Genomic DNA, 19,239 nt, shown 5'->3' on the forward strand with positions numbered 1-19,239 from the left:
TTCAGGTAAGGGAAAGATAAGAAAAATTCAACTAAAATCCTTGACTTTCAAAACAGTACCTTATCCACAAAGATTTAATTGACATAATTAACCATTTGGAAGTGGAAGAGGAGTGGTAAGATCTTTCTAATAGTACGAGGACATAGAATAAATAGCCCAGATATATTCCACAAATTCAAATATGTAGCGTAGCAATGTCAATTCTATATAGCTGTTTTAATCTTCCCTACGCTTTCAAGTTCTATAAATTTTGATTTAAAAGACTCAACCGGCATCTTTTTCTTAAGTAAGTTGAAAAAAGTTTCATCATGAGTCGAAAGGATGATTTGCTTATTGTAGTTCAGCATTATGCTCCTTAAGAGATCGATGGTAGAGAGTATGTTTACGCTATCCATCGACTGAATGGGGTCATCGATAAATATACATTCATAACCAGGAGTATTTAATGCTGAGGCGAGAAAAATACTTAAACTTAAGATATTGATTTGGGCCGTGCTGAAATATAGGTTTGGTATCAGGATATCCTGATTAGTTTTGTTCCTGACAAAGATATTGAGGCGCGGAGTTTCGGCGTCTAAATCTGCTCTGAAAAGTACCTCTTTAAAATCCGGGTGCGGGTCTATTTTGCGGTACAGGTCATTGATCAGGTTCTCAAAAAAGAATTCCTTAACTTTTTCCTGAAGGAAGGCCTTTGTTTTTGCAATCTCATCAACCAGTAAAGACCGTACGTTCTGCTCTAAAAACGCTTTGTCCTCAGCAAATTTCTGCAATTCTATTTTTGCGTTTTCTGATTGCAGGAATTCATTGATATGATCGGCATATTTTTCGATCTTAATGTATTCATCGACTAAAGATCTGTTATTGAGCTGCGCTACATTTAAACCTTGCTCTTTTAGATCGAGCGTGGCTGCCAGCGTTTTGAAATCCATGAATTGTGTTTCTATATCTAATTTATCTTTCAATAAACTCCTATAGCCATCCATTTTTGCGTCTGCACGCTCCTTTTCTTCTGACAGGTTTTTCAGGCGGTCTTTTTCTGCCTTTTGATTGAACGTACCCAGTTCCAGTGTTAAGCTTTCCAGTTCTACCCGTAAATTGCTGACCTTATCAAAATATTCTTTAACTAGATTGTCATTTTCGGCAAATTTATTTTGCAAGACCTCAAAAGATGCCGTCTCACCACTAAAATTGGTGCGGAACCAATCAAGAACCCCACGGTACTGTTCGGATCGTTTGAGCGTTTCTGTTGTTTCTGCGGAAAGCTTTAGTTCGTCCTGTAGCTTAACCAACAGTTCTATGAGTTCTTTTTTATCCTGTATTTGTTTTTTTAGAACGGCATTCAAGCGCTCTTCGGCTTTTTTTAAAACCTCCAATTTGTTTCTTAGCTCCCGCTCGTAATCCTCGTTGCTTAAGCCGAGCTGTTGAATCATCAGCTTGCGCAGGTCATCCCTCATCGACTCCAGACTTTCCTCATACGAGGCTATCGCTTTTGTTAATGTCTTCACATGATCTGATTCCGCTGCTTGCAATGTCCGCTTATCTTTGATTTTTTCTTCAAAATATAACAGCAGTTGCCCAACCGCATTTTTAATCAGTTCTTGTAGCTGCACAGATTTCTGCTCCAATCTGTTCTTATCCTCAAAAAGATCCTGGAGTAGTTTGCCAAGTGCTTTATTATGGGAGATACGTTCCGCTAATTCCTGATGAGTTTTAAAAGTCTGCTCACAGAGTGGGCAATTCCTCCTGTTGCGGTCTTTGTTGATAATTTCCAAACCCTGACGGACGAAGGCCGATATTTCGGAGTTCAAAGTTTCATGTTGTGCTATTCGCTCAGAAAGTGACTTTAGCAGTTCATCATTTTTAGCCAGCTCCTCACGGTTAACCAAGATAACATCAATGCTCAAAGCCAATGCTTGATCCTCGATTAATTTTTTAGAGTAATTGCCCTTTTTGATATCCGCAACTTCGTCTTCTAAAGTATGAATCTCTGCTTCGTTGGCGTTAATTTGCAACACAAGAACACTTAACCGATCTTTTTCCAGAGTGATTTTTTCGCTCTGACTGGCGATCTCTTGCTCAATATTTTTAATAAGATGTAAACGTTCTGGAAGGCCAGCAATAGTTGCCGTAGTCTCGTTAATTCCGGCTAAGGTGTTATTTAAGTCTGTCCTTGTTTTTGTCTCCTGTACAACAAGGCTACTAAGTTCATCAGATTTGGCATTAATACCTTCTCTCATCTCTTTGGACTTGTTTTCGTTATTCAAAATCAAGTCAGAAATTCTAAGATATTCTTCGTATTGACTAATTATATTTGAGAAAACATTTTTAAGTGCTTCTTTTTCAGCAAGCAATTTATTTAGCGTAGTAATTTCATTAGATTTTTTATCAGCAACTGCGTATTTGGCTAAAATTTGACGGATTGTTCGCTGGGCATCTTCGATCGTTTTATTCCTTATTTCCAGTTCGAAAAATGTCCGGATGCCAATGTATTCTTCGTTGCCGATCTTTGCTGCCGACACCCAGTCCAATTTTTCCTGTATCGTGGTATTGTTGTTAACAGAAACCAACCGGTCTACTACCAAGTTTTTTAATCTACTGACCTCCTCTTTGGTGGTTGCTAAAGTAAGTTTGTTTAAACCCGATTGCTGGAATTTTTTGGTAAGGATATCGATCTGCTGATTGATCTTTTCAAGGACATTTTCGCTCTTCAGTGCTAAGACCCTTTTCTCTTCAGCATGGATTTTTTGATCTATGGTTGAAATGCTGGACTGACAGTAGCTAAGCAGTGCCTTGAGGTTTTTGTAGTAGTTGTTGACCTCTTTTAGCTCAGGGTTATCCATGAAGATTTCATACCTTTTTTTCCCATCTATTTCTCTCAGGAATGCAGATATCCATTCCTGAGAAAGAATAACGTTGCGAAAAGTTATGTTCTCCACGTTGTGCATATCGGCGTCTGATTTTTTATTACCATGTGGCCTGAGCTGCCGATTGATCGGATTGAAACCATCAGCAATTATTTTAACGTAGGTAGGCTGGGTTGAATGAATATTCCGCCAAAGCTTAACCTGTGCATCAGATTGGTTTTTGAGGGCATCGATCGCGCCACTGGTAATCTCAATATTTTGCCAGAACCTTTGAATATTATTAGTCATGCCCCATTCTACCGCGTCATAGAACGAGGTCTTACCATAGCCATTTGGCGCGTACAGGGATATAAAATCTGCCGTTGTGTGGTCATTGATCGAAAAATCAAAGGTTGCATCCTCGGGCTTGTCATAGATCCGGAAAGCAGAGATCTCTATCTTTTTAAATTTCATGAACGTGGCGTTTTAAGCTGCTTTACAAGTTCGTCAAAGGCACTACTGGCTTCGCTTGTAATCTTTTGTTTTTTTAAGACTTTGTCTTCCAGTATTGACCAAAGCAGTGGATCCGGTTCGAAATTTGCAGAAGGTCTGGCAACTTGATTTACTGAAAAGTTTACATTTTTATTGATTATGTGTTCATTGAGGATCTCATCAGTATCATGATCTTCTACTAGGATCTTTCTGCTGGAAAACGTATCATTTTCAATTTTAAGCTTCAGGCTATTGTAAGCAAGTTCGTCAATTATTCCTGCCGGTCGGATAAAGAAGATATAAATGTTCCAGATCTGAAATTCATCCGTAAGCTGGCTTTGAAAATCAAAAGCAATGGTATCTACCAATTTGCTCCAAGTGGTTGCCAAGTCTCTCAGAGTGGTGAAGCGCACAAAAAATATGGGAATTTTTCCATTATAGTCCAGCTCCTGATAACTGACAGTAAGGTTGCTGTACTCGGCATTCAACGCTTTGACAAACTGTTCAATTGAAAAGCTCATAATATTCAGATTGTAGTTTTCGCAGTAAATGTTCTTCGGTCAAATCCCGGTACTCATCTAGTTTCCTGATGATGCAGACCTCCTTAAAATGTTCCAGATGGACAAAGTCAAAACAGGTGAATAGATCTATTCCATTATCCGTTTTGAAGCCGCGTTTGTCATACGGCTTGGCAATATCGATCAATTTGCCCTTTCTAAGTATAAAGGATGATTTTGGCGGTGTTTTCGAACTGACAAATATTGTTGAGTTGGGCTTAAGGCCTACATAGTCTGACCTACCAAAATCTTTCCTTACCTCCGTCCAGCCATGGCCATCGATATATTTGAGGCGGTAATTATTAAAGATCTCCGACAGCATCGTTTTTTGCACCGGATCGTATTTAACGATGTTCAGGATAGTCAGGAACTCCAGCCAGGCGATCCAAATTTCCTTTTGTGAAAAACAACAGGTTTCATCCTCAATGAGGAGCAACCGTGCTTCAAACAATTCCTTTATGCCTTGGGGAGTAATGTCGGAGTTAACGATTTGTTCCGCCTTATTTTTGAGTGTGATCCTGGCACCGGCAATATTGTCCTCATCAATTTGATCGACCTCCAGCCTGAAGGCGTCATCCTTCAAAAACTCGAATGAGTGCAGATAAGGTGGATAGAGTGCTGAAAGTTTATCATGATTAGCGGCATTTACAACAATCAGGTTGAAGTAGTGAATAGGTATAAAATCGATCTGTCCGCCAGCGAGCATCTGGTGGGTTACTTTACTTTGAATACCAATAATGGAAATCTGATTGTCTATAATCTTTAATATCCCGCCACCTGACATGCCTTTGATTTGCGCATGTGCAAGCGTGTGATTTTCCAGTTGTGCACTGTATGTATATGAACCAGCGGCGATTAATCGTAAAATAGTATGTGTTGTGCTCTTCTCCCCAACAGGCCGACCACCGTAAATTTCTGGGTAACCGCTCAGCCCGTACCCGTTTGTAGCAAGAGTAATGTTTGATTGAAATATCTCGCTAAAGCCGGGAATAAAATCAACTTTTAAAATTGCTGCATCCGCTTCAGCTGAAGCAAAGTAGTTTTCTCCTCTGCGAAACACAAAATTGATAATAACTTCAGACCAGATGCCATGCTCAAAAATTATTCTGGTAATGGGAACAACTTGTCCTTCTGTTGTATCATAAGCTTCTACGGCTCCGTCTATATTAGGCCTCATCCCTTCAAATAGATGTTTAACGGTCAGTATATAAGTGTACTCGTTTGTACCAGTCATCGGTTGAAATAGACATCCACTTCCGCCATTTAAGGAGACAATATAAGTTTTTAGCTTTTCATGGGTCATGCCTAATAGTTAATAAAGGGTGTAAAACGAGCGCGAATATTGTAGTTTTCTCTATCGGAATAATTAAAAATCCTATTTCTTACTTCATCATAATTGAAGTGAAATATTGCATTTGGATTTCTTGCAATAATTCTAGACAACGTTCTCTTGTGGGGATGCCCATGGCCTGTACTGTCTGTACTTATCATATAGTGGTCAGTCGTAAAGGCTGAAAGTATTTTACTATCTGTATTGGCTTTACTTCCATGGTGGGATAATTTAATGAACTCTACGGGTAGTGGTGTTTCCGCATTATGCCCGAGCTTGGCCAGTGCCATTGTCACAGGTTTGGGGTGCGAATCGCTTAGAAAAACAAATTTTTTACCTTGTATTGTCAATATAAATGAGATAGAGCTTCCATTTTTTACACTGTTGTCTTGTGAAAACCGGTATTTAGGCCCCTCTTCTTCAATAAATGTAGTCACGTCCGTTTCCCAATCATTCCCTCGAGTTCCGGTGTATACATCATCCTGCGTTTTGTCATGATATTCCTTCAGTAGTTTTCTCAACTGGGGTATGGTTGGACCCAGAATCTCAAACTTCGCATCATACAGTTGGTGTTCCTGCCCAGAAATAATTAATTCTCTTTCCCAAAATTTAAATTTTAATAAGAAGTCTTCAAAATCGATTCCTTCACTTACGCCGGTTGACACTGTGCAAGGATTGTGCATAACCATCGCGAGAGCTATATTTTCTTCTTCCTTTAACTTTTCCGCGATTAGCTTTCCTGAATTGAACCAAACTTTTTTAATGAAGTTGGTAATTTCAGCATCCATCTGAAAAAGATTCAAAAATCCGCAGATATGATCATTGTCGATGTGGGTCAGTATGAGCAAATCAATATTTTCGTTGCGGCCTTTAATACCATCAATCTCGGTTTTTAATTCTCCAAACGTGTTTGTGGCAGGATTGAAGTAAGTGGCGTCCATTCCAGCATCAATGATAATATTTCGTTTAATTCCATTATCATCCGTGTAGCAAATGAGAGTACTATCACCATTTTGAGCTTGTAGAAATTTTACGATCATGTGATAAGCATTGATAATATCAAACTTAAGCAAAAGAAATATTATTATTTGTCTAGATAATAAAAGGATTTTTTTATAGACTACTTTTTATTTGTGTTCCTGTTCTCCTTAACTAAGTAATGGTGCAGAAGCTGACGGTGCCGGAAGATGGGCTAATTTACCGTAGTGCAGAGTGGCTGTTGCAACTTGTCATCCAGCTACTGCACCTCTCACGGCAGGAGGCAGAAAAGCTGACGCCACAGCCGAAACGAGGGACGTGGTGAGTTTTTAAACATTGTTGGGCAGCTTCCATGCTTCACTTTTCGAAAACAAGGGTATCCTTTTTTAGTAATCTCTGCCACAGGAGCCGATGTGGGTGCTTTTCGAAGTAAAAAAGCTGGAGAAAATTCTGATAAATCTGCTCTCCAACGCCTGCAAGTCTACCCCAACAGGGGCGGGTGTAACTGAAGGTAGAAGCCGAGCGGGTCTCCGCTACAGAGACAGCACTGCCCATCTGCGTCCGGGATACAGGCTTGAGCATTCCGCCTGAGCTGGTTTCGCGTATCTTCGGGCGTTACTTCCAAGTAGATTCGTCTCTAAAAAGAGGCTGTGAAGGAGCCGGCATTAGGTTGGCCCTGACAAAAGAGCTGTGGAACTGCATGGTGGTAAGATTAGGGTAGCCAGTTCACCAGGAAAAGGAACAACCTTTAAACTCTTCCTTCCGCTCTGCAATGCTGAAAAATCGGGAGCCGGGCAGCAGGATGAAGAGAAGCTGCTGCCATAGGAGACTGCAGCCTCTTTTGCAGCTCCTGAAGAAGAATAGAGGCTTGAAAAGCAGCCCCAGAATAATCAACCGCTTGTGTTGGTGGTAGAAAATAATCCCGCCCCCGCTCGGCGTCACTTTATAAGAGACAGTTTGCCCGCTGCATACGCTGTGTATGAAGCAGCGGATGAGCAGCAATGATGGGAGTGGGCGCTGGAGGTGATGCCGGATCTGATCATCTTTGATGTGATGATGCCGGGAATGGACGGGTGAGCTTGTGCTAGCAGGTAAAAACAGAAGAACGCACCATTCTATAGCTATTGTGTTGCTGACCGCAAAAGCAGATGTTGAAAGTAAAATGGCTGTTTTGGAAACAGGAGCAGATAACTACCTGATCAAGCCTTTCTGGCTGTAGTAATTATAGATACGGAACAAGAACCTTATTGAGAACCGCCGCAGACTGCGCGAAAGGTATGCTCGCTCACGCTGGAACCTATGGAAGTGGCTGTCCCTTCGGATGGGTGAGAACTTCCTGTAAAAGGTTGTGGCTTTGCTGGAAGTCAATCAGACAAATGCCGGTTTCGGTGTAGAATTTTTCAGCCGGAAGATCGGCATGATCTGGGCGCATCAGCACCATAAGCTAACCGACCAATCAGCCAGTGAACTCATGCGCACCTTCTGGCTCAAAAGAGCAGCCAGGCTGCTGGAGGTGCAGGCAAGAAAATATCAATGCTTTAGCTTACCAAGCAGGCTATAACAGCCTCAACTAATTTTTTAGTGTTTGTGGGAGTGCTTACGTAGCACCATTCTGATTACCTCCACCAGCATCAGCCTCAGTAGAAATTATACATCTAAATAAGTATTAGTGTCCGAATTGTGTCCGAAGCGCATAAAAAAAGCCTCTCAGAATCAACTAAGAGGCTTTCCAGTAGCCCGTAGGGGAATCGAACCCCTGTTACCAGAATGAAAATCTGACGTCCTAACCCCTAGACGAACGGGCCTTTTTGCTACTGTTGAACTTGTCTTTCTGTGCGATTGACGGTGCAAATATACGGCGGTTTTTCAACTTGCAAAATAAATATACGAGATTTTTTCCTGCCTTTCATAAGCCTTTCAGTATCAGAGTGAAAAAACTAATTGTTTTTCCATTAGCGGAATTGTAACTTCGCAGCATTAATCAACTTATCAAAAATTGAAACTATGTCTAACATAAAAGTTGCAATTAACGGCTTTGGCCGTATTGGCAGGCTTACCTTTAGAGCGCTGCTTACAAAAGACAATGTGGAGGTAGTCGCCATCAACGACCTGACAGATACAGCAACGCTTGCGCACCTGCTTAAGTATGATTCGGTACACGGACGCTTTAACGGCACTGTAGAGGCCTCTAAGGACGGTATTATTGTAAATGGTAAAGAAATAAAGATTACCGCAGAGCGCGACCCGAAAAACCTGCCTTGGGGCGAGTTGGGTGTGGATGTGGTGCTGGAGTCTACCGGCCGCTTTGTGGACGAGCAGGGGGCAAGCGGCCACCTTACCGCAGGTGCCAGAAAAGTTGTTATCTCTGCCCCGGCCAAAGGCAATATTCCTACCGTAGTGCTTGGCGTAAACGAGGATATCCTCACCGGCGACGAAACGCTTGTATCTAACGCTTCGTGCACCACCAACTGCCTTGCGCCAATGGCGAAGGTGCTGGATGATGCCTTCGGCATTGAAAAAGGCTATATTACCACCGTACACGCTTACACCGCCGACCAGAACCTGCAGGACGGACCGCACAAAGATTTACGCAGAGCGCGTGCTGCTGCTTATTCTATTGTGCCGACCTCTACAGGCGCTGCAAAAGCTGTTGGTCTGGTGCTGCCGCACCTCAAAGGCAAACTGGACGGCGTGGCCATGCGTGTTCCTATTCCGGATGGCTCTTTAACGGATTTTACCTGCATCCTGAAAAAAGCAGTAACCAAAGAGGAGATCAACGCTGCCATGAAGAAAGCAGCTGAGGGCGAATTAAAAGGTATTCTGGAGTATACCGAAGACCCTATCGTTTCTATCGATATTGTTGGTAACCCGCATTCATGCGTTTTTGACGCCGAGATGACATCCGCAAACGAAACACTGGTGAAAGTAGTAGGCTGGTACGACAACGAAACCGGCTACTCTAACCGTGCCGCTGATCTGATTGCGCGTATCGGATAAGTTTAAACTGATAGACTGTAATAATTCAGAAGCCCGCCCCTCACAGGGGTGGGCTTCTGAATTAAATAGCTTTCCATAGTCTCTATTCGTTTTAAAACTTGCTGATAGTATGGAGAGCCTGTACCGCAACCGGTATCATCTCTGCCGGTATAAGGAGTTAAAGTATAGATTGCCTGCAGGTCCATAGCAATTTATACTTTGCTGTCTTACTTTACACTGAATACGCAGATTTCAGGCCTGAATATAATAAGCCCGCAGTAAAACTGTGGTGCCAAACATCAGCAGTTAAGCTATAACCGAACAAATAAAAACCCGGCAGGTTTAAATAAGCGTATTAACTAAACAATGGTTATACTAAAACTGCCTGGCGTTCTAAAGGCTCAATCCGGAGTATAGAAAGAGCGGTCATCGCATAAATGCCAAATCAGGCCGGCCGGGAGTATAAAACAGCCCTTCTGATTTCTTCTGTTAAGATGAAGTATGGGTACTTTACATAGGGATGTGTCTAAAAACTAAGCTTTAAAATCTGCAACTATGAGAAAAATATTGGTTCCTACTGATTTCTCCGAAGAAGCGCGGAATGCCTTTGAGGTAGCCCTGGCTATAGCCCGCAAAACCGGTGCGGCCATCAAACTGTTGCATGTGGTGGAGGTGCCGCATACCGCGAACTTCAGCGCTACCGGCGACGTGATGGTGGGAAATAACATGGATCAACTGTATACGGTGCAGTTGCTCGAAATAACAAAAATGCAGATGGGCCGGCTGCTGGAAGCTGTCGATCACAAGGGCGTGGAAGTGGAGCAGGAGGTGGAAACCGGTCTGATCATCAGCAATATTAAACGCACGGTGCAGGACGAGCAGGTGGATTTAGTGGTGATGGGCTCGAAGGGGGCCAGCGGGCTTGATGAGTTCCTGATTGGCTCCAATACTGAAAAGGTTGTGCGTGCCGCCGATTGCCCTGTGCTGACTGTAAAGCATCGCCAGCCTGCATTTGAAGTGCGCGAAGTGGTATTGGCATCAGATTTTAAGCGTGAGATTGGCGCAGCAATAGAAAAGTTCAAATACTTTCAGGAGATGTTTGGGGCGCGGCTGCACCTGTTGTATGTCAACACGCCCGGTGCATTTGAGTCGAGCAGCATCCTGCATCGCAGGCTGCAAGAAATAGCAGACAAGTATGGGCTCCGCAACTATACTATCAATACATACAATGATACGAACGAGGAGGACGGCATTCTGCATTTTGCGCAGGACATAAAAGCGGATCTCATCATGATGGCAACGCACGGCCGCACTGGTCTGGCGCACCTGCTGAGCGGAAGTATAGCTGAAGACCTGGTAAACCATACCCACAAACCGGTTCTCACAATTCACCTGAAATAATGGTGCTCCTGAGTTGAAGAAAGCCTGATGCCGCCGCGCTTCAGGCTTTTTTATTGTCCGCCGGAAAAGGTATTTTTGTATTCCCGGCTAACCTGCCGCAGATTATGAGCCAACGCACGCACATACGCTTTATCATTAATCCCACATCGGGCCCTAAAAGCAAGGTAGATGTAGCGGCACGCATTCAGTTGCAACTGGATCATAGCAGGTATAGCCACGATATTGTGTACACAGCTTATGCCGGACATGCCCCGGCGCTGGCGCGCGAGGCTGCGGACGAGAAGTGCGCCATCGTAGTGGCGGTAGGCGGCGACGGAACCGTAAACGAGGTGGCGCAGGGCCTGCTGCATTCCGAAACGGCGCTGGCCATACTTCCGAAAGGTTCCGGGAACGGGCTGGCACGCCATCTGAAGGTTCCGCTCCGGCTGGATGCAGCCATACAGCTAATCAACCAGGGCAACATCACCCGCATCGACAGTGGCAACATCAACGGCCATGCTTTTTTTACCACAGCAGGTATCGGTTTTGATGCGTACATCAGCTCAGTGTTTGCCGGCAACAAAAAGCGCGGGCTCCAGACGTACGTAGAACTGGTGCTGAAAGAGGTACGTAACTACAGGCACCTGCCCGTGGAAATTGCTATAAACGGCAACACGGTTACAACCGATTGTTTTGTGCTGGCTTTTGCCAATGCAGCGCAGTATGGCAACAACGCCTACATAGCACCGCTTGCAGATATCCGGGACGGTTTGCTGGATGTATGTCTGGTGCGGCAACTGGATCTGCGGAAAGCGCTGAACCTGAGCTACTGCATGCTGACGAAGCAACTGGCCAATACCAACAGTGCCGAGTATTTTAAAGCCACCGACGTAACCGTACAGACGGAGGAGCCGATGATGTACCATGCCGATGGCGAGTACATAGGCAAGGCAACGGCCTTTAAGGTATACCTGGAACCATTGTCGCTGAAGGTCGTTACGCCTTTGCCATAGCAGGAAAGGAACAAAGGCGTGGCGCGTGCTGCCTTGTGTCTAATGTGTTGAGACTTATCTCCTTTTATTTAGAAGAGCAATGAAAGACAGAAATAAAAAAGGGCGGCAGGGTGTCGTATACTCTACAGCCGCTGATTTTAATTATGCCTATGAGCAGGAGCACGCCGCCGAAACGCTCCCGCCTCAGCAGCAGAACCTGAAAGTGATGCTCGATAAAAAGTCGCGCGGCGGCAAGCAGGTAACGCTGGTAGAAGGCTTTGTTGGTACCGATGAAGATCTGAAGGAGTTGGGCAAGCTGCTAAAAAGTAAATGCGGCGTAGGCGGCTCCGCTAAAGACGGCGAAATTCTTATCCAGGGCGACTTCCGCGAAAAAGTGCTGCAGGTGTTGCAGGCCGCAGGTTATAAAGCCAAAAAATCAGGCGGATGATATTTTAATTCCGAATTCCGAATTAATAATTATGAATGACTATAAACCTGAGACCATGCATACTTTGAAGCTGTTTAGCATTACGGCATATCCAAAGTATGCCAATCCGGTTTGTTTGGTTTTAGCGGTAATGTATACTTCGGCAGCCTGCACTTCCAGGTGAAAGCATACGGCTGCAACATTTTTTTAGCCTTTATCTTTATAAGTATAAATCTATAAGTATAAATCGCTGTTAAACTTCTGGTTTATAGAGTTTCATATCTATTTTTGAATCCTCTTAACATACCTGGCAGGCCCTTCAATCAAATAGAAATCAGCTTTTTTCTGCACGAATACTTTGCCTGCAAATACAGATGCGCCGGGAGGAGCGGGCTTGTAGGTGCTGGTTTGTGATGGTGTATTTCCGGACGCCAGCTTGCGGTAACCAAGTTCTTCCAGGCGTGCATTGAGTTGCTTTATACTTAGCTCCTTTACCGGAATCTGAATCGCCGCTCTTCTGTACCATACAAGTATACTTAGGCTGAACAGTAGCGAAAAAATAGCGGCATTAAATACAATTTCGCCTGCAGCTAACGTGGCGTCTGCGGCAAATCTGCCGCTTGCAGCGTACCAGGCAGCCGTGAGCAGGCTATACAGCACAAAGAAGTATAAGTTCAGCTTCACAAACCGCTGCAAAGTATAATGCTTCATAAGGATGCGCTTCTGGAGGTAAATATGTGTTCTTTGGTTGATTTATTATGTAAAGTAATGACACGGCCCAGCCCGGCCTATACTTCCGAGAGCTTATTCTCCGGGAACTTGTTGTACTTTCAGCAAATCTTCCGGCGTATCTATGCCGATGGTCTCAAATTCAGTAAGGGCGGTGGTGATGCGAAAGCCGTTTTCCAGCCAGCGCAACTGCTCCAGCGATTCAGCTAGCTCCAGGGGTGAAGGCGGCAACTGCGTAATCTGTTCCAGAATGTCGGTGCGGTAGCCGTAAATGCCGATGTGTTTGTAATAAGTGTGTTGCTGGTGCCATATGTCGTTGGGTACGTTGCGGCAGAAGGGAATAGGGCTGCGGCTGAAGTATAAGGCCTCCTGTGCTTTGTTGATAACCACTTTGGGTGCATTTACATTAAACAGCTCCTCCGCCGTCGTTATTTTTTTTATCAGCGTGGCCAGTTGTGTGCCCGCGTGCGCAAAACAAGCAGCTACCAGGTTTATCTGCTCCGGCCTGATGAAGGGCTCATCTCCCTGAATGTTGATAATGTACTCAAAAGGTTCATCGTGAAGTTTATACGCTTCGAAGCAACGATCGGTGCCGCTCTGGTGGTGTGCGGCCGTCATCACGGCGTTGCCGCCGAATGCCTGCACATGTGCCATAATCCGCTCATCGTCTGTGGCTACCAGCACCTCGGCCAGGTTGGCGCTTTTTGCCTGCTCATACACCCGCTGTATCATGGTTTTACCGTTGATATCAATGAGCGGTTTGCCGGGGAAACGGGTGCTGGCATAGCGGGCGGGTATAATTCCGAGTACTTTCATGGTGTTGTGGCTGATAAAATCAAATGTGGATTGCCGCTGTAAGGCGGATTTCAAAATTACGAAAGTACAACAAGTATAAAATAATTGTTGATTGCTCCAAAGATCTCACGGGTCTATCGGATCTGTGAGCGCTTATAGCAGGATTTTTCAGGCGGGATGAAGTATAACCGGGCTTTGCAAAGGCTATCCTGAAATCGTTTTAATCCTGGCAACCCCGATGCAGGCAACATACAGGTTATTCAGGCAGCGGGCCACTCCGTTTTACCCTTAACGCAAAAGTACTCTGGTCCACTACCTGGATAGATTCGCCTCTTTCGATAAAGCCGTCACGGGCCTGGGCGTCGTAGAGCGCGCCGTCTATCATTACCCGGCCCGAAGGCGTCATGCGGGTATGGGCGATGCCGGTTCTGCCTACCAGGTGCTCGGTGGTGTTGGCTGAGCGGTAACCCTCGCTGCTGTTAAAAGTATTTTTGAGTATCAGGCCATCCATGTGCCTGCTGCGCAGCAGGCGGTTCCAGGTTAAAGCGATGAGCACAACAGCGCCTGCCATACCCGCCACCACCGACAACAGGCTTTTCATCAGCTCGTCTGTGGCTACAAAAGTGAAATCAAAATTGTGGTTGTTGAGCATGATGAGCACCAGCGAGACAAACACCAGCAGAATACCGCTGATGCCGGTCACCCCAAAGCCCGGGATCACAAAAACCTCCAGGCAGATAAGTATAAGCCCGATAATGAACAGCAGCAGCTCCCAGTTTTCGGCCAGCCCTGTAAGATAGTATGGCACCAGGTAAAGTATACCCGCTACGATGGCCGCCAATAACGGAAAGCCGATGCCGGGCGTCTGCAGCTCAAAGTATAAACCGCCCAGTATCACCAGCAGCAAAATGCCACTGATGAAAGGATTAAGGAAAAAGGAAATGATATTATCAGTTGTAGTTGGTTCATAGCGTATTACTTCTGCCTCCTGCAGGTGCAACTGTTTTAGAACGCCCGCTACACTGGTGGCCACGCCATCGCAGAAGCCATACTTCAGTGCCTCGCTGGTGGTAAGCGTGAGCACCTGGCCGGCAGAAAGCGTGCTGTCTACGCTGGCTTCCACCATGGCTTCGGCCAAATGCGGATTGCGGCCGTTGGCCTCGGCTGTAGAGCGCATAATGGATCGCATGTAGCTCTGATATTTGCCGGGCGCTGCGGCGCCATCAGCCCCCACCACCGTAGCCGCGCCGATGTTTGCGCCCGGCGCCATGTAAATGCTGTCGCAGGCCAGCGAGATGAGTGCCCCGGCCGAAGCAGCATTTTTGTTGATGAACACGTAAACAGGCTTCGGATATTCCAGGATGCGCTTCCGGATTTCGTCAGCATCCTGCAGTGCGCCGCCAAACGTATCCAGCACCAGCAGCACGTGGTCAGCGCCAAGTTCTGTGGCTTCGTTTAGGGCAAGCTCAGTGTAGCGGTTGGTGCGCGGATCTATTTCGGATTTCACCTCCATCACAAACACTTTCTGCTGCGCCTGTGCAAACGAGGCATAGGGCAGGAGCAGGAAGCTGAACAGGAGGCTGATTTGCCACAGATGCAGTTGCTTTGGGCTGGTTTTCATACATTGCAGGCTAATGGCTGATAAGGTAACAAAAAAATACGAGTTTATACTTCCGCTGCTGTTCACATATCATTTCGGCGCTCCCGTGTGGCGCATCCGCATCGATGCTGCAGCCGGCCGGCTGGCGCTGGAGGTGCGCGACGCGGATGTGCTGCTTGCCTTTTTCTATACTTTCGACTGCCAGGGCCATACTTTGCAGCAGTTATCTTTGCCGCAGGCGCTTACCTGGTGGCAGGGCCTGGAAGATGCCCATGCCGGCCTGGTATACCTGCATGGCTACGCCGACCGCCAGCTGGGGCAGCACAAAGGTATAACGGCGCTGAATGCCGCTACAGATAAGATACAGTGGGAAGCTGCTGATCTGGCTTTTTACGGCCTGAGCGACGAAGGCATTATGGCGCATCCGGCAGCCGCACCCGGGGAAGACTTTGTGCTGCTGAACAGCGCAACCGGGCAAATCATCAGAAAACAAATAACGCAGCAGGCGGCCGCTGCGGCTGCCGAAAAATTCAGCCACAGCCGCTACCAGGCATGCATCTATCCCATACTGTACCGCGAGGGAGAAGCCTACTTTACCCAGGTTCAGGCTTTTGTAGAAGCGCAGTTGGGGCAGACACCCGTCAGCGCCATAGAGTATGCCGAAGCCGGAGAGATGCTGGTGGTAAGTTTTTATACCCCGGCAACAGACGGGAAGCTGGATAATTACCTGGCTGTTTTTAATTTTGAAGGTGATTTACTCCTAAATACAACACTTGGCAGCGGATTAAGTGGGATAGGTTCAGATACTTTTTTTATCTTTAAGCATAAATTATACTTCATCCAAAACAAGGATAGTTTACACGTATACGCACTTCTTTTATAGCATAGATTTTAGCCATGATAAAAGCTTTTTTTACTGTCCTGCTGGTGGCGCCCCTGCTTTCTTTTTCGGCCCAGGCCATGGGCAGCACGGCTGTCCGCGATTCGGTGGGAGTAGAGCGCCGGAACGGAAAGCTGTTTGTGCAGCACAAGGTAGAGCCCAAAGAAACCCTGTACTCGCTGTCCAGAAAGTATAATGTGCCGGTTAGCCAGATTGTAGAGGCCAATCCCACCGTACAAACCACTATCAAAATAGGCCAGATAATTTTGGTTCCGCGCAAGTATAAGGCGCCGGCAGGAGCAACTGCTTCGGCAGCCAAGAGAGCTACTCCTGCAGCAGCCCCGGCTGCTAGCAGCCGCACCTATACGGTAAGTGCTGCTGGTAACAAAACACATACGGTGCAGCCCGGCCAGACGCTGTACGCCATTTCGCGCATGTATAACGTGAGCGTGGACGATATTAAACGCTGGAACAGCCTGCCAGACAACAGCATTAGCATAGGTTCGAGCCTGATAGTGGGCAAAGGGGGAGCAACACCCACCAAAAAACCTGTTTACGTGCCCGAAGCGGACGATGAAATGGCAGCCCCTGTAACAACAGCCCCGCCTGCAGCCGCCACACCTATCGAAGCAGAACCTGTAACCGTTGCAGCCAATGAGCGTGAGGAAGAAACCACGGAAAGCACGGAGAGCGGCATTAAGAAGATGGTGGAGAGCGGCATGGCCGAGATGATAGATCCGAAAATGGACTCTAACAAATACCTGGCGCTGCATAAATCGGCGCCCGTGGGTACCATTATGCAAATAAAAAATGCCGTGAACGGGCAGGTGGTGTACGTGCGCGTTATCGGCAAACTGCCTAATACCGACGAAAATGACAAAGTAATTGTACGCGTTTCTAAAAAAGCATATCAGAAACTGGGAGCTGTTGATCCAAGGTTCCGGGTCGAATTATCTTATATGCCTTAAAGCTGCTGATGCCACGCATGATTAAAGCCTGCGCCGCAATGCGCAGGCTTTTTGTTATACTTGGACTTTTGGCCTGGCTGCGAAGATTTTTCCGTTCCGAGAAGGTTTACGGAGAGGTAAATGGATGAGATAAACTCTCCCAAAACCGTACTTTTAAGGTATGAAACAAAACATTGCTGCAATCAAAGCCCTGCTCGACGACCGTGCAGCCAGGTATAACCGGCCGGATTTTATACTTCATGATCCGGTTTCTGTTCCGCACCGCTTTACAAAAAAGCAGGACATTGAAATCAGCGGTTTCTTTGCGGCGATTCTGGCCTGGGGGCAGCGTAAAACCATTATCAACAACAGCCTGAAACTGATGGACCTGATGGACAACGCTCCGCATGATTTTATCCTGCAGCATCAGGAGCAGGATCTGAAACGCTTCCTCGGCTTCAGGCACCGCACCTTCAACGATACTGATCTGCTATACTTGTTATACTTTTTCAGGCATTATTACCGGCAACACGCAAGCCTGGAAACAGCTTTTACGGGTGAGCAGAACCAATTCAAAACACAGAAAGAGCGGCTGGAGCACTTCCATAACCTGGTATTCAGTCTACCCGATGCCCCACAGCGCACCCGCAAGCACATCGCTACACCAGCCCGCAAATCGGCGTGCAAGCGCCTGAACATGTACCTGCGCTGGATGGTGCGCTCTGATGATGCCGGAGTAGATTTTGGCTTATGGAGTAAGCTGCTAATGCAGGATCTTATTTGTCCCTGCGATGTGCATGTGGAGCGCGTGGCCCGCCGTCTCGGCCTGATTACCAGGCCCGGTATGAACTGGCAAACCGCCGAAGAACTCACCGCCCATCTCCGCCTGTTTGACCCGGCTGACCCGGTGAAGTATGATTATGCCTTGTTCGGGCTGGGGATAGAGGAAAAGTTTTAGCCTGTAGCCATATCACGTGCAGCCTGAAGTTGCCGTACCCAAACTGCCGGCTTACTTGTACCTGGCGCATAAAAAAGAGGAAGCTAATGCTTCCTCTTTTTTATTTATCTTAAGAATTTATAAAGTCTCTTCGGCTTAATCGTGGCCTAACAGCTTTACAATTTTGTTATAATTGCCGAGCAGTAAGAATGATGGTGCCCACTGCCCTACAAATAGTGCTTCAGTATCTTTATTCAAGACTTTCAGGGTAGCCGAAACAGCCATAGAACCTAAAGCTGCCCATAAAAATACGTCAGAAGGAACCTTTGATGTATATTCTTCGATAGCAGTGGCAACTGGCCCTTCTTTATGCTGCGGGTTAAACCTGTCTGCTTTGTTTTTTAAATCTTCAGCTTTGTTTTTTAGATCGTTCGTTTCCATAATTTTGTTCGGTTAAAGAATTGTAATACATTGATAAAAGAAACGTTTTAGTGCCTCTATGGTTTACAAAATTTCATTTTATTTTCTTTTAGAGCCGGTAGATGCGCGTAAGCAATACTCATTAGGTTGCCCATCCTTTCTTATTCCTGGCCACACAATATAATTTCCAATACTTAAAAAGATAGAAGTACAGCTTCGGAAATCTGATGCTTATCCGTTCTCAGGATCGGGCATTATTTGATTTCAAATCTATAAAGCTCCTTTACATGTTCATTTCTCTGATACCAGTCATTATAAACTAATTCCAGGGAATCGACGGCGCATGTTCCAAAATAAAAGTCTCTGTAATCGTCTAGTACCTTAATATACGCATCTTTCTTTGTCAGTTCTTTTCTGAATCGTACCACAGTGGCATGTGCCGTCTGTATGGAATACCTCTTATCTATAGTTTGTTCCAGGATTGAGTTTCTGAAATTTGTTCGCAGTTCATCACGTATCCTGTTCAACGTATCGTCGCTTAAAAAACCCTGAACCATGATACACGACGGAGATGCTGTAATGCCCCTGAATTGAATTTCTATATGCTTGGGTGTGGCAATGCATTTCTTAATCAGCTCAACATAATCTGAAATCCGGATTTGTGTTACATCAAATCCATTATAACATGAGATAATAGATAGCACTGTCACGTGCATATCTGAATTCGGATAATAATATTGATCAGGCTCTATTGCTTTTAAAGCACTTATTAAATCCTGAAACCTGTTCCTGACCTGATTGTCCGGCCGAATTAAAAGCGTAATCCCGAACCGGTTATCGGATGGAGAATCAATAAGCTTGTCCGTCTGGTAGCTGTCAGATTTTATTTTCAGGATAGCATCTTTATAAAGATTAGCATAATGGTCCACTAAATTCATTTTATTCTTGGTGTGCCT

The 19,239-nt window shown here is 45.6% G+C and carries 17 protein-coding genes and 1 tRNA gene; 8 read left to right on the plus strand and 10 right to left on the minus strand.

The annotated features are described in order from the left end of the window. Nucleotides 1-203: 203 nt before the first annotated feature. Genes I2I11_RS15015 through I2I11_RS15030 form a run of 4 tightly spaced genes read right to left on the minus strand, consistent with a single transcriptional unit; the run spans nucleotide 204 to nucleotide 6,262 of the window. Nucleotides 204-3,317: a hypothetical protein gene (locus I2I11_RS15015; RefSeq protein WP_196268558.1), complete on the minus strand. Its 3,114-nt coding sequence runs from the start codon at nucleotides 3,315-3,317 to the stop codon at nucleotides 204-206. Next, a complete protein-coding gene (locus I2I11_RS15020) occupies nucleotides 3,314-3,856 on the minus strand; it encodes an ABC-three component system middle component 1 (protein ID WP_196268559.1) in 543 nt (180 codons plus the stop codon). The genes I2I11_RS15015 and I2I11_RS15020 overlap by 4 nt, the downstream gene beginning before the upstream one ends. After that, complete coding sequence (locus tag I2I11_RS15025; RefSeq protein WP_196268560.1) at nucleotides 3,840-5,195, minus strand: ABC-three component system protein; 1,356 nt, start codon at nucleotides 5,193-5,195, stop codon at nucleotides 3,840-3,842. The genes I2I11_RS15020 and I2I11_RS15025 overlap by 17 nt, the downstream gene beginning before the upstream one ends. A 2-nt stretch (nucleotides 5,196-5,197) precedes the next feature. Next, nucleotides 5,198-6,262: an MBL fold metallo-hydrolase gene (locus tag I2I11_RS15030; RefSeq protein WP_196268561.1), complete on the minus strand. Its 1,065-nt coding sequence runs from the start codon at nucleotides 6,260-6,262 to the stop codon at nucleotides 5,198-5,200. A 443-nt stretch (nucleotides 6,263-6,705) separates the two neighbouring features. On the opposite strand from I2I11_RS15030, the gene I2I11_RS21580 reads away from it, so the two are divergent. Beyond that, entirely contained in the window at nucleotides 6,706-6,921 is a 216-nt protein-coding gene (locus tag I2I11_RS21580; protein WP_370582988.1) for an ATP-binding protein, read from the plus strand. Between the two features lie 1,012 nt (nucleotides 6,922-7,933). Here I2I11_RS21580 and I2I11_RS15040 read toward each other — a convergent pair. Continuing rightward, a tRNA-Glu gene (locus I2I11_RS15040) sits at nucleotides 7,934-8,005 on the minus strand. A gap of 199 nt (nucleotides 8,006-8,204) precedes the next feature. On the opposite strand from I2I11_RS15040, the gene gap reads away from it, so the two are divergent. The 4 genes from gap (at nucleotide 8,205) to I2I11_RS15060 (ending at nucleotide 11,996) form a co-directional block, all read left to right on the plus strand. Further along, the gene (gene gap / locus I2I11_RS15045; RefSeq protein ID WP_196268563.1) at nucleotides 8,205-9,197 is read left to right on the plus strand and encodes a type I glyceraldehyde-3-phosphate dehydrogenase; all 993 of its coding nucleotides are present in this window, start codon (nucleotides 8,205-8,207) and stop codon (nucleotides 9,195-9,197) included. Nucleotides 9,198-9,731: 534 nt separating this feature from the next. Beyond that, nucleotides 9,732-10,577 carry a universal stress protein gene (locus tag I2I11_RS15050; protein ID WP_196268564.1) on the plus strand — a complete coding sequence of 282 codons (846 nt, stop codon included), beginning with the start codon at nucleotides 9,732-9,734 and terminating at the stop codon, nucleotides 10,575-10,577. Between the two features lie 104 nt (nucleotides 10,578-10,681). Next, nucleotides 10,682-11,569, plus strand: coding sequence for a diacylglycerol/lipid kinase family protein (locus I2I11_RS15055; RefSeq protein WP_196268565.1), 888 nt, complete (start codon nucleotides 10,682-10,684; stop codon nucleotides 11,567-11,569). A 79-nt stretch (nucleotides 11,570-11,648) separates the two neighbouring features. After that, the gene (locus I2I11_RS15060; protein WP_196268566.1) at nucleotides 11,649-11,996 is read left to right on the plus strand and encodes a translation initiation factor; all 348 of its coding nucleotides are present in this window, start codon (nucleotides 11,649-11,651) and stop codon (nucleotides 11,994-11,996) included. Nucleotides 11,997-12,257: 261 nt separating this feature from the next. On the opposite strand, the gene I2I11_RS15065 is transcribed toward I2I11_RS15060, so the two are convergent. The 3 genes from I2I11_RS15065 to I2I11_RS15075 all read right to left on the minus strand — a co-directional run bounded on the left by I2I11_RS15065 (nucleotide 12,258) and on the right by I2I11_RS15075 (nucleotide 15,120). Next, nucleotides 12,258-12,686, minus strand: a complete 429-nt coding sequence (locus tag I2I11_RS15065; protein WP_196268567.1) for a hypothetical protein — start codon at nucleotides 12,684-12,686, stop codon at nucleotides 12,258-12,260. A 93-nt stretch (nucleotides 12,687-12,779) separates the two neighbouring features. Then, on the minus strand, nucleotides 12,780-13,520 hold the full coding sequence (kdsB, locus tag I2I11_RS15070) for a 3-deoxy-manno-octulosonate cytidylyltransferase (protein ID WP_196268568.1): 741 nt from the start codon (nucleotides 13,518-13,520) through the stop codon (nucleotides 12,780-12,782). Between the two features lie 235 nt (nucleotides 13,521-13,755). Further along, nucleotides 13,756-15,120, minus strand: coding sequence for an NfeD family protein (locus I2I11_RS15075; RefSeq protein WP_196268569.1), 1,365 nt, complete (start codon nucleotides 15,118-15,120; stop codon nucleotides 13,756-13,758). Between the two features lie 13 nt (nucleotides 15,121-15,133). On the opposite strand from I2I11_RS15075, the gene I2I11_RS15080 reads away from it, so the two are divergent. The 3 genes from I2I11_RS15080 to I2I11_RS15090 all read left to right on the plus strand — a co-directional run bounded on the left by I2I11_RS15080 (nucleotide 15,134) and on the right by I2I11_RS15090 (nucleotide 17,884). Beyond that, nucleotides 15,134-15,982 (plus strand): DUF4905 domain-containing protein, encoded by an 849-nt coding sequence (locus I2I11_RS15080; protein ID WP_230680325.1) that lies wholly within the window; start codon nucleotides 15,134-15,136, stop codon nucleotides 15,980-15,982. Nucleotides 15,983-15,996: 14 nt separating this feature from the next. Beyond that, on the plus strand, nucleotides 15,997-16,947 hold the full coding sequence (locus I2I11_RS15085) for a septal ring lytic transglycosylase RlpA family protein (RefSeq protein ID WP_230680326.1): 951 nt from the start codon (nucleotides 15,997-15,999) through the stop codon (nucleotides 16,945-16,947). A 160-nt stretch (nucleotides 16,948-17,107) separates the two neighbouring features. After that, nucleotides 17,108-17,884 carry a TIGR02757 family protein gene (locus I2I11_RS15090; RefSeq protein ID WP_196268570.1) on the plus strand — a complete coding sequence of 259 codons (777 nt, stop codon included), beginning with the start codon at nucleotides 17,108-17,110 and terminating at the stop codon, nucleotides 17,882-17,884. Between the two features lie 135 nt (nucleotides 17,885-18,019). Here I2I11_RS15090 and I2I11_RS15095 read toward each other — a convergent pair whose 3' ends face one another. Both I2I11_RS15095 and I2I11_RS15100 read right to left on the minus strand, forming a co-directional pair. Next, a complete protein-coding gene (locus I2I11_RS15095) occupies nucleotides 18,020-18,304 on the minus strand; it encodes a hypothetical protein (RefSeq protein WP_196268571.1) in 285 nt (94 codons plus the stop codon). A 233-nt stretch (nucleotides 18,305-18,537) separates the two neighbouring features. Continuing rightward, nucleotides 18,538-19,221 (minus strand): 2'-5' RNA ligase family protein, encoded by a 684-nt coding sequence (locus I2I11_RS15100; protein ID WP_196268572.1) that lies wholly within the window; start codon nucleotides 19,219-19,221, stop codon nucleotides 18,538-18,540. Nucleotides 19,222-19,239: the final 18 nt, after the last annotated feature.

Origin of the sequence: Pontibacter rufus, assembly GCF_015694705.1 — a bacterium.
GTDB lineage: Bacteria > Bacteroidota > Bacteroidia > Cytophagales > Hymenobacteraceae > Pontibacter > Pontibacter rufus.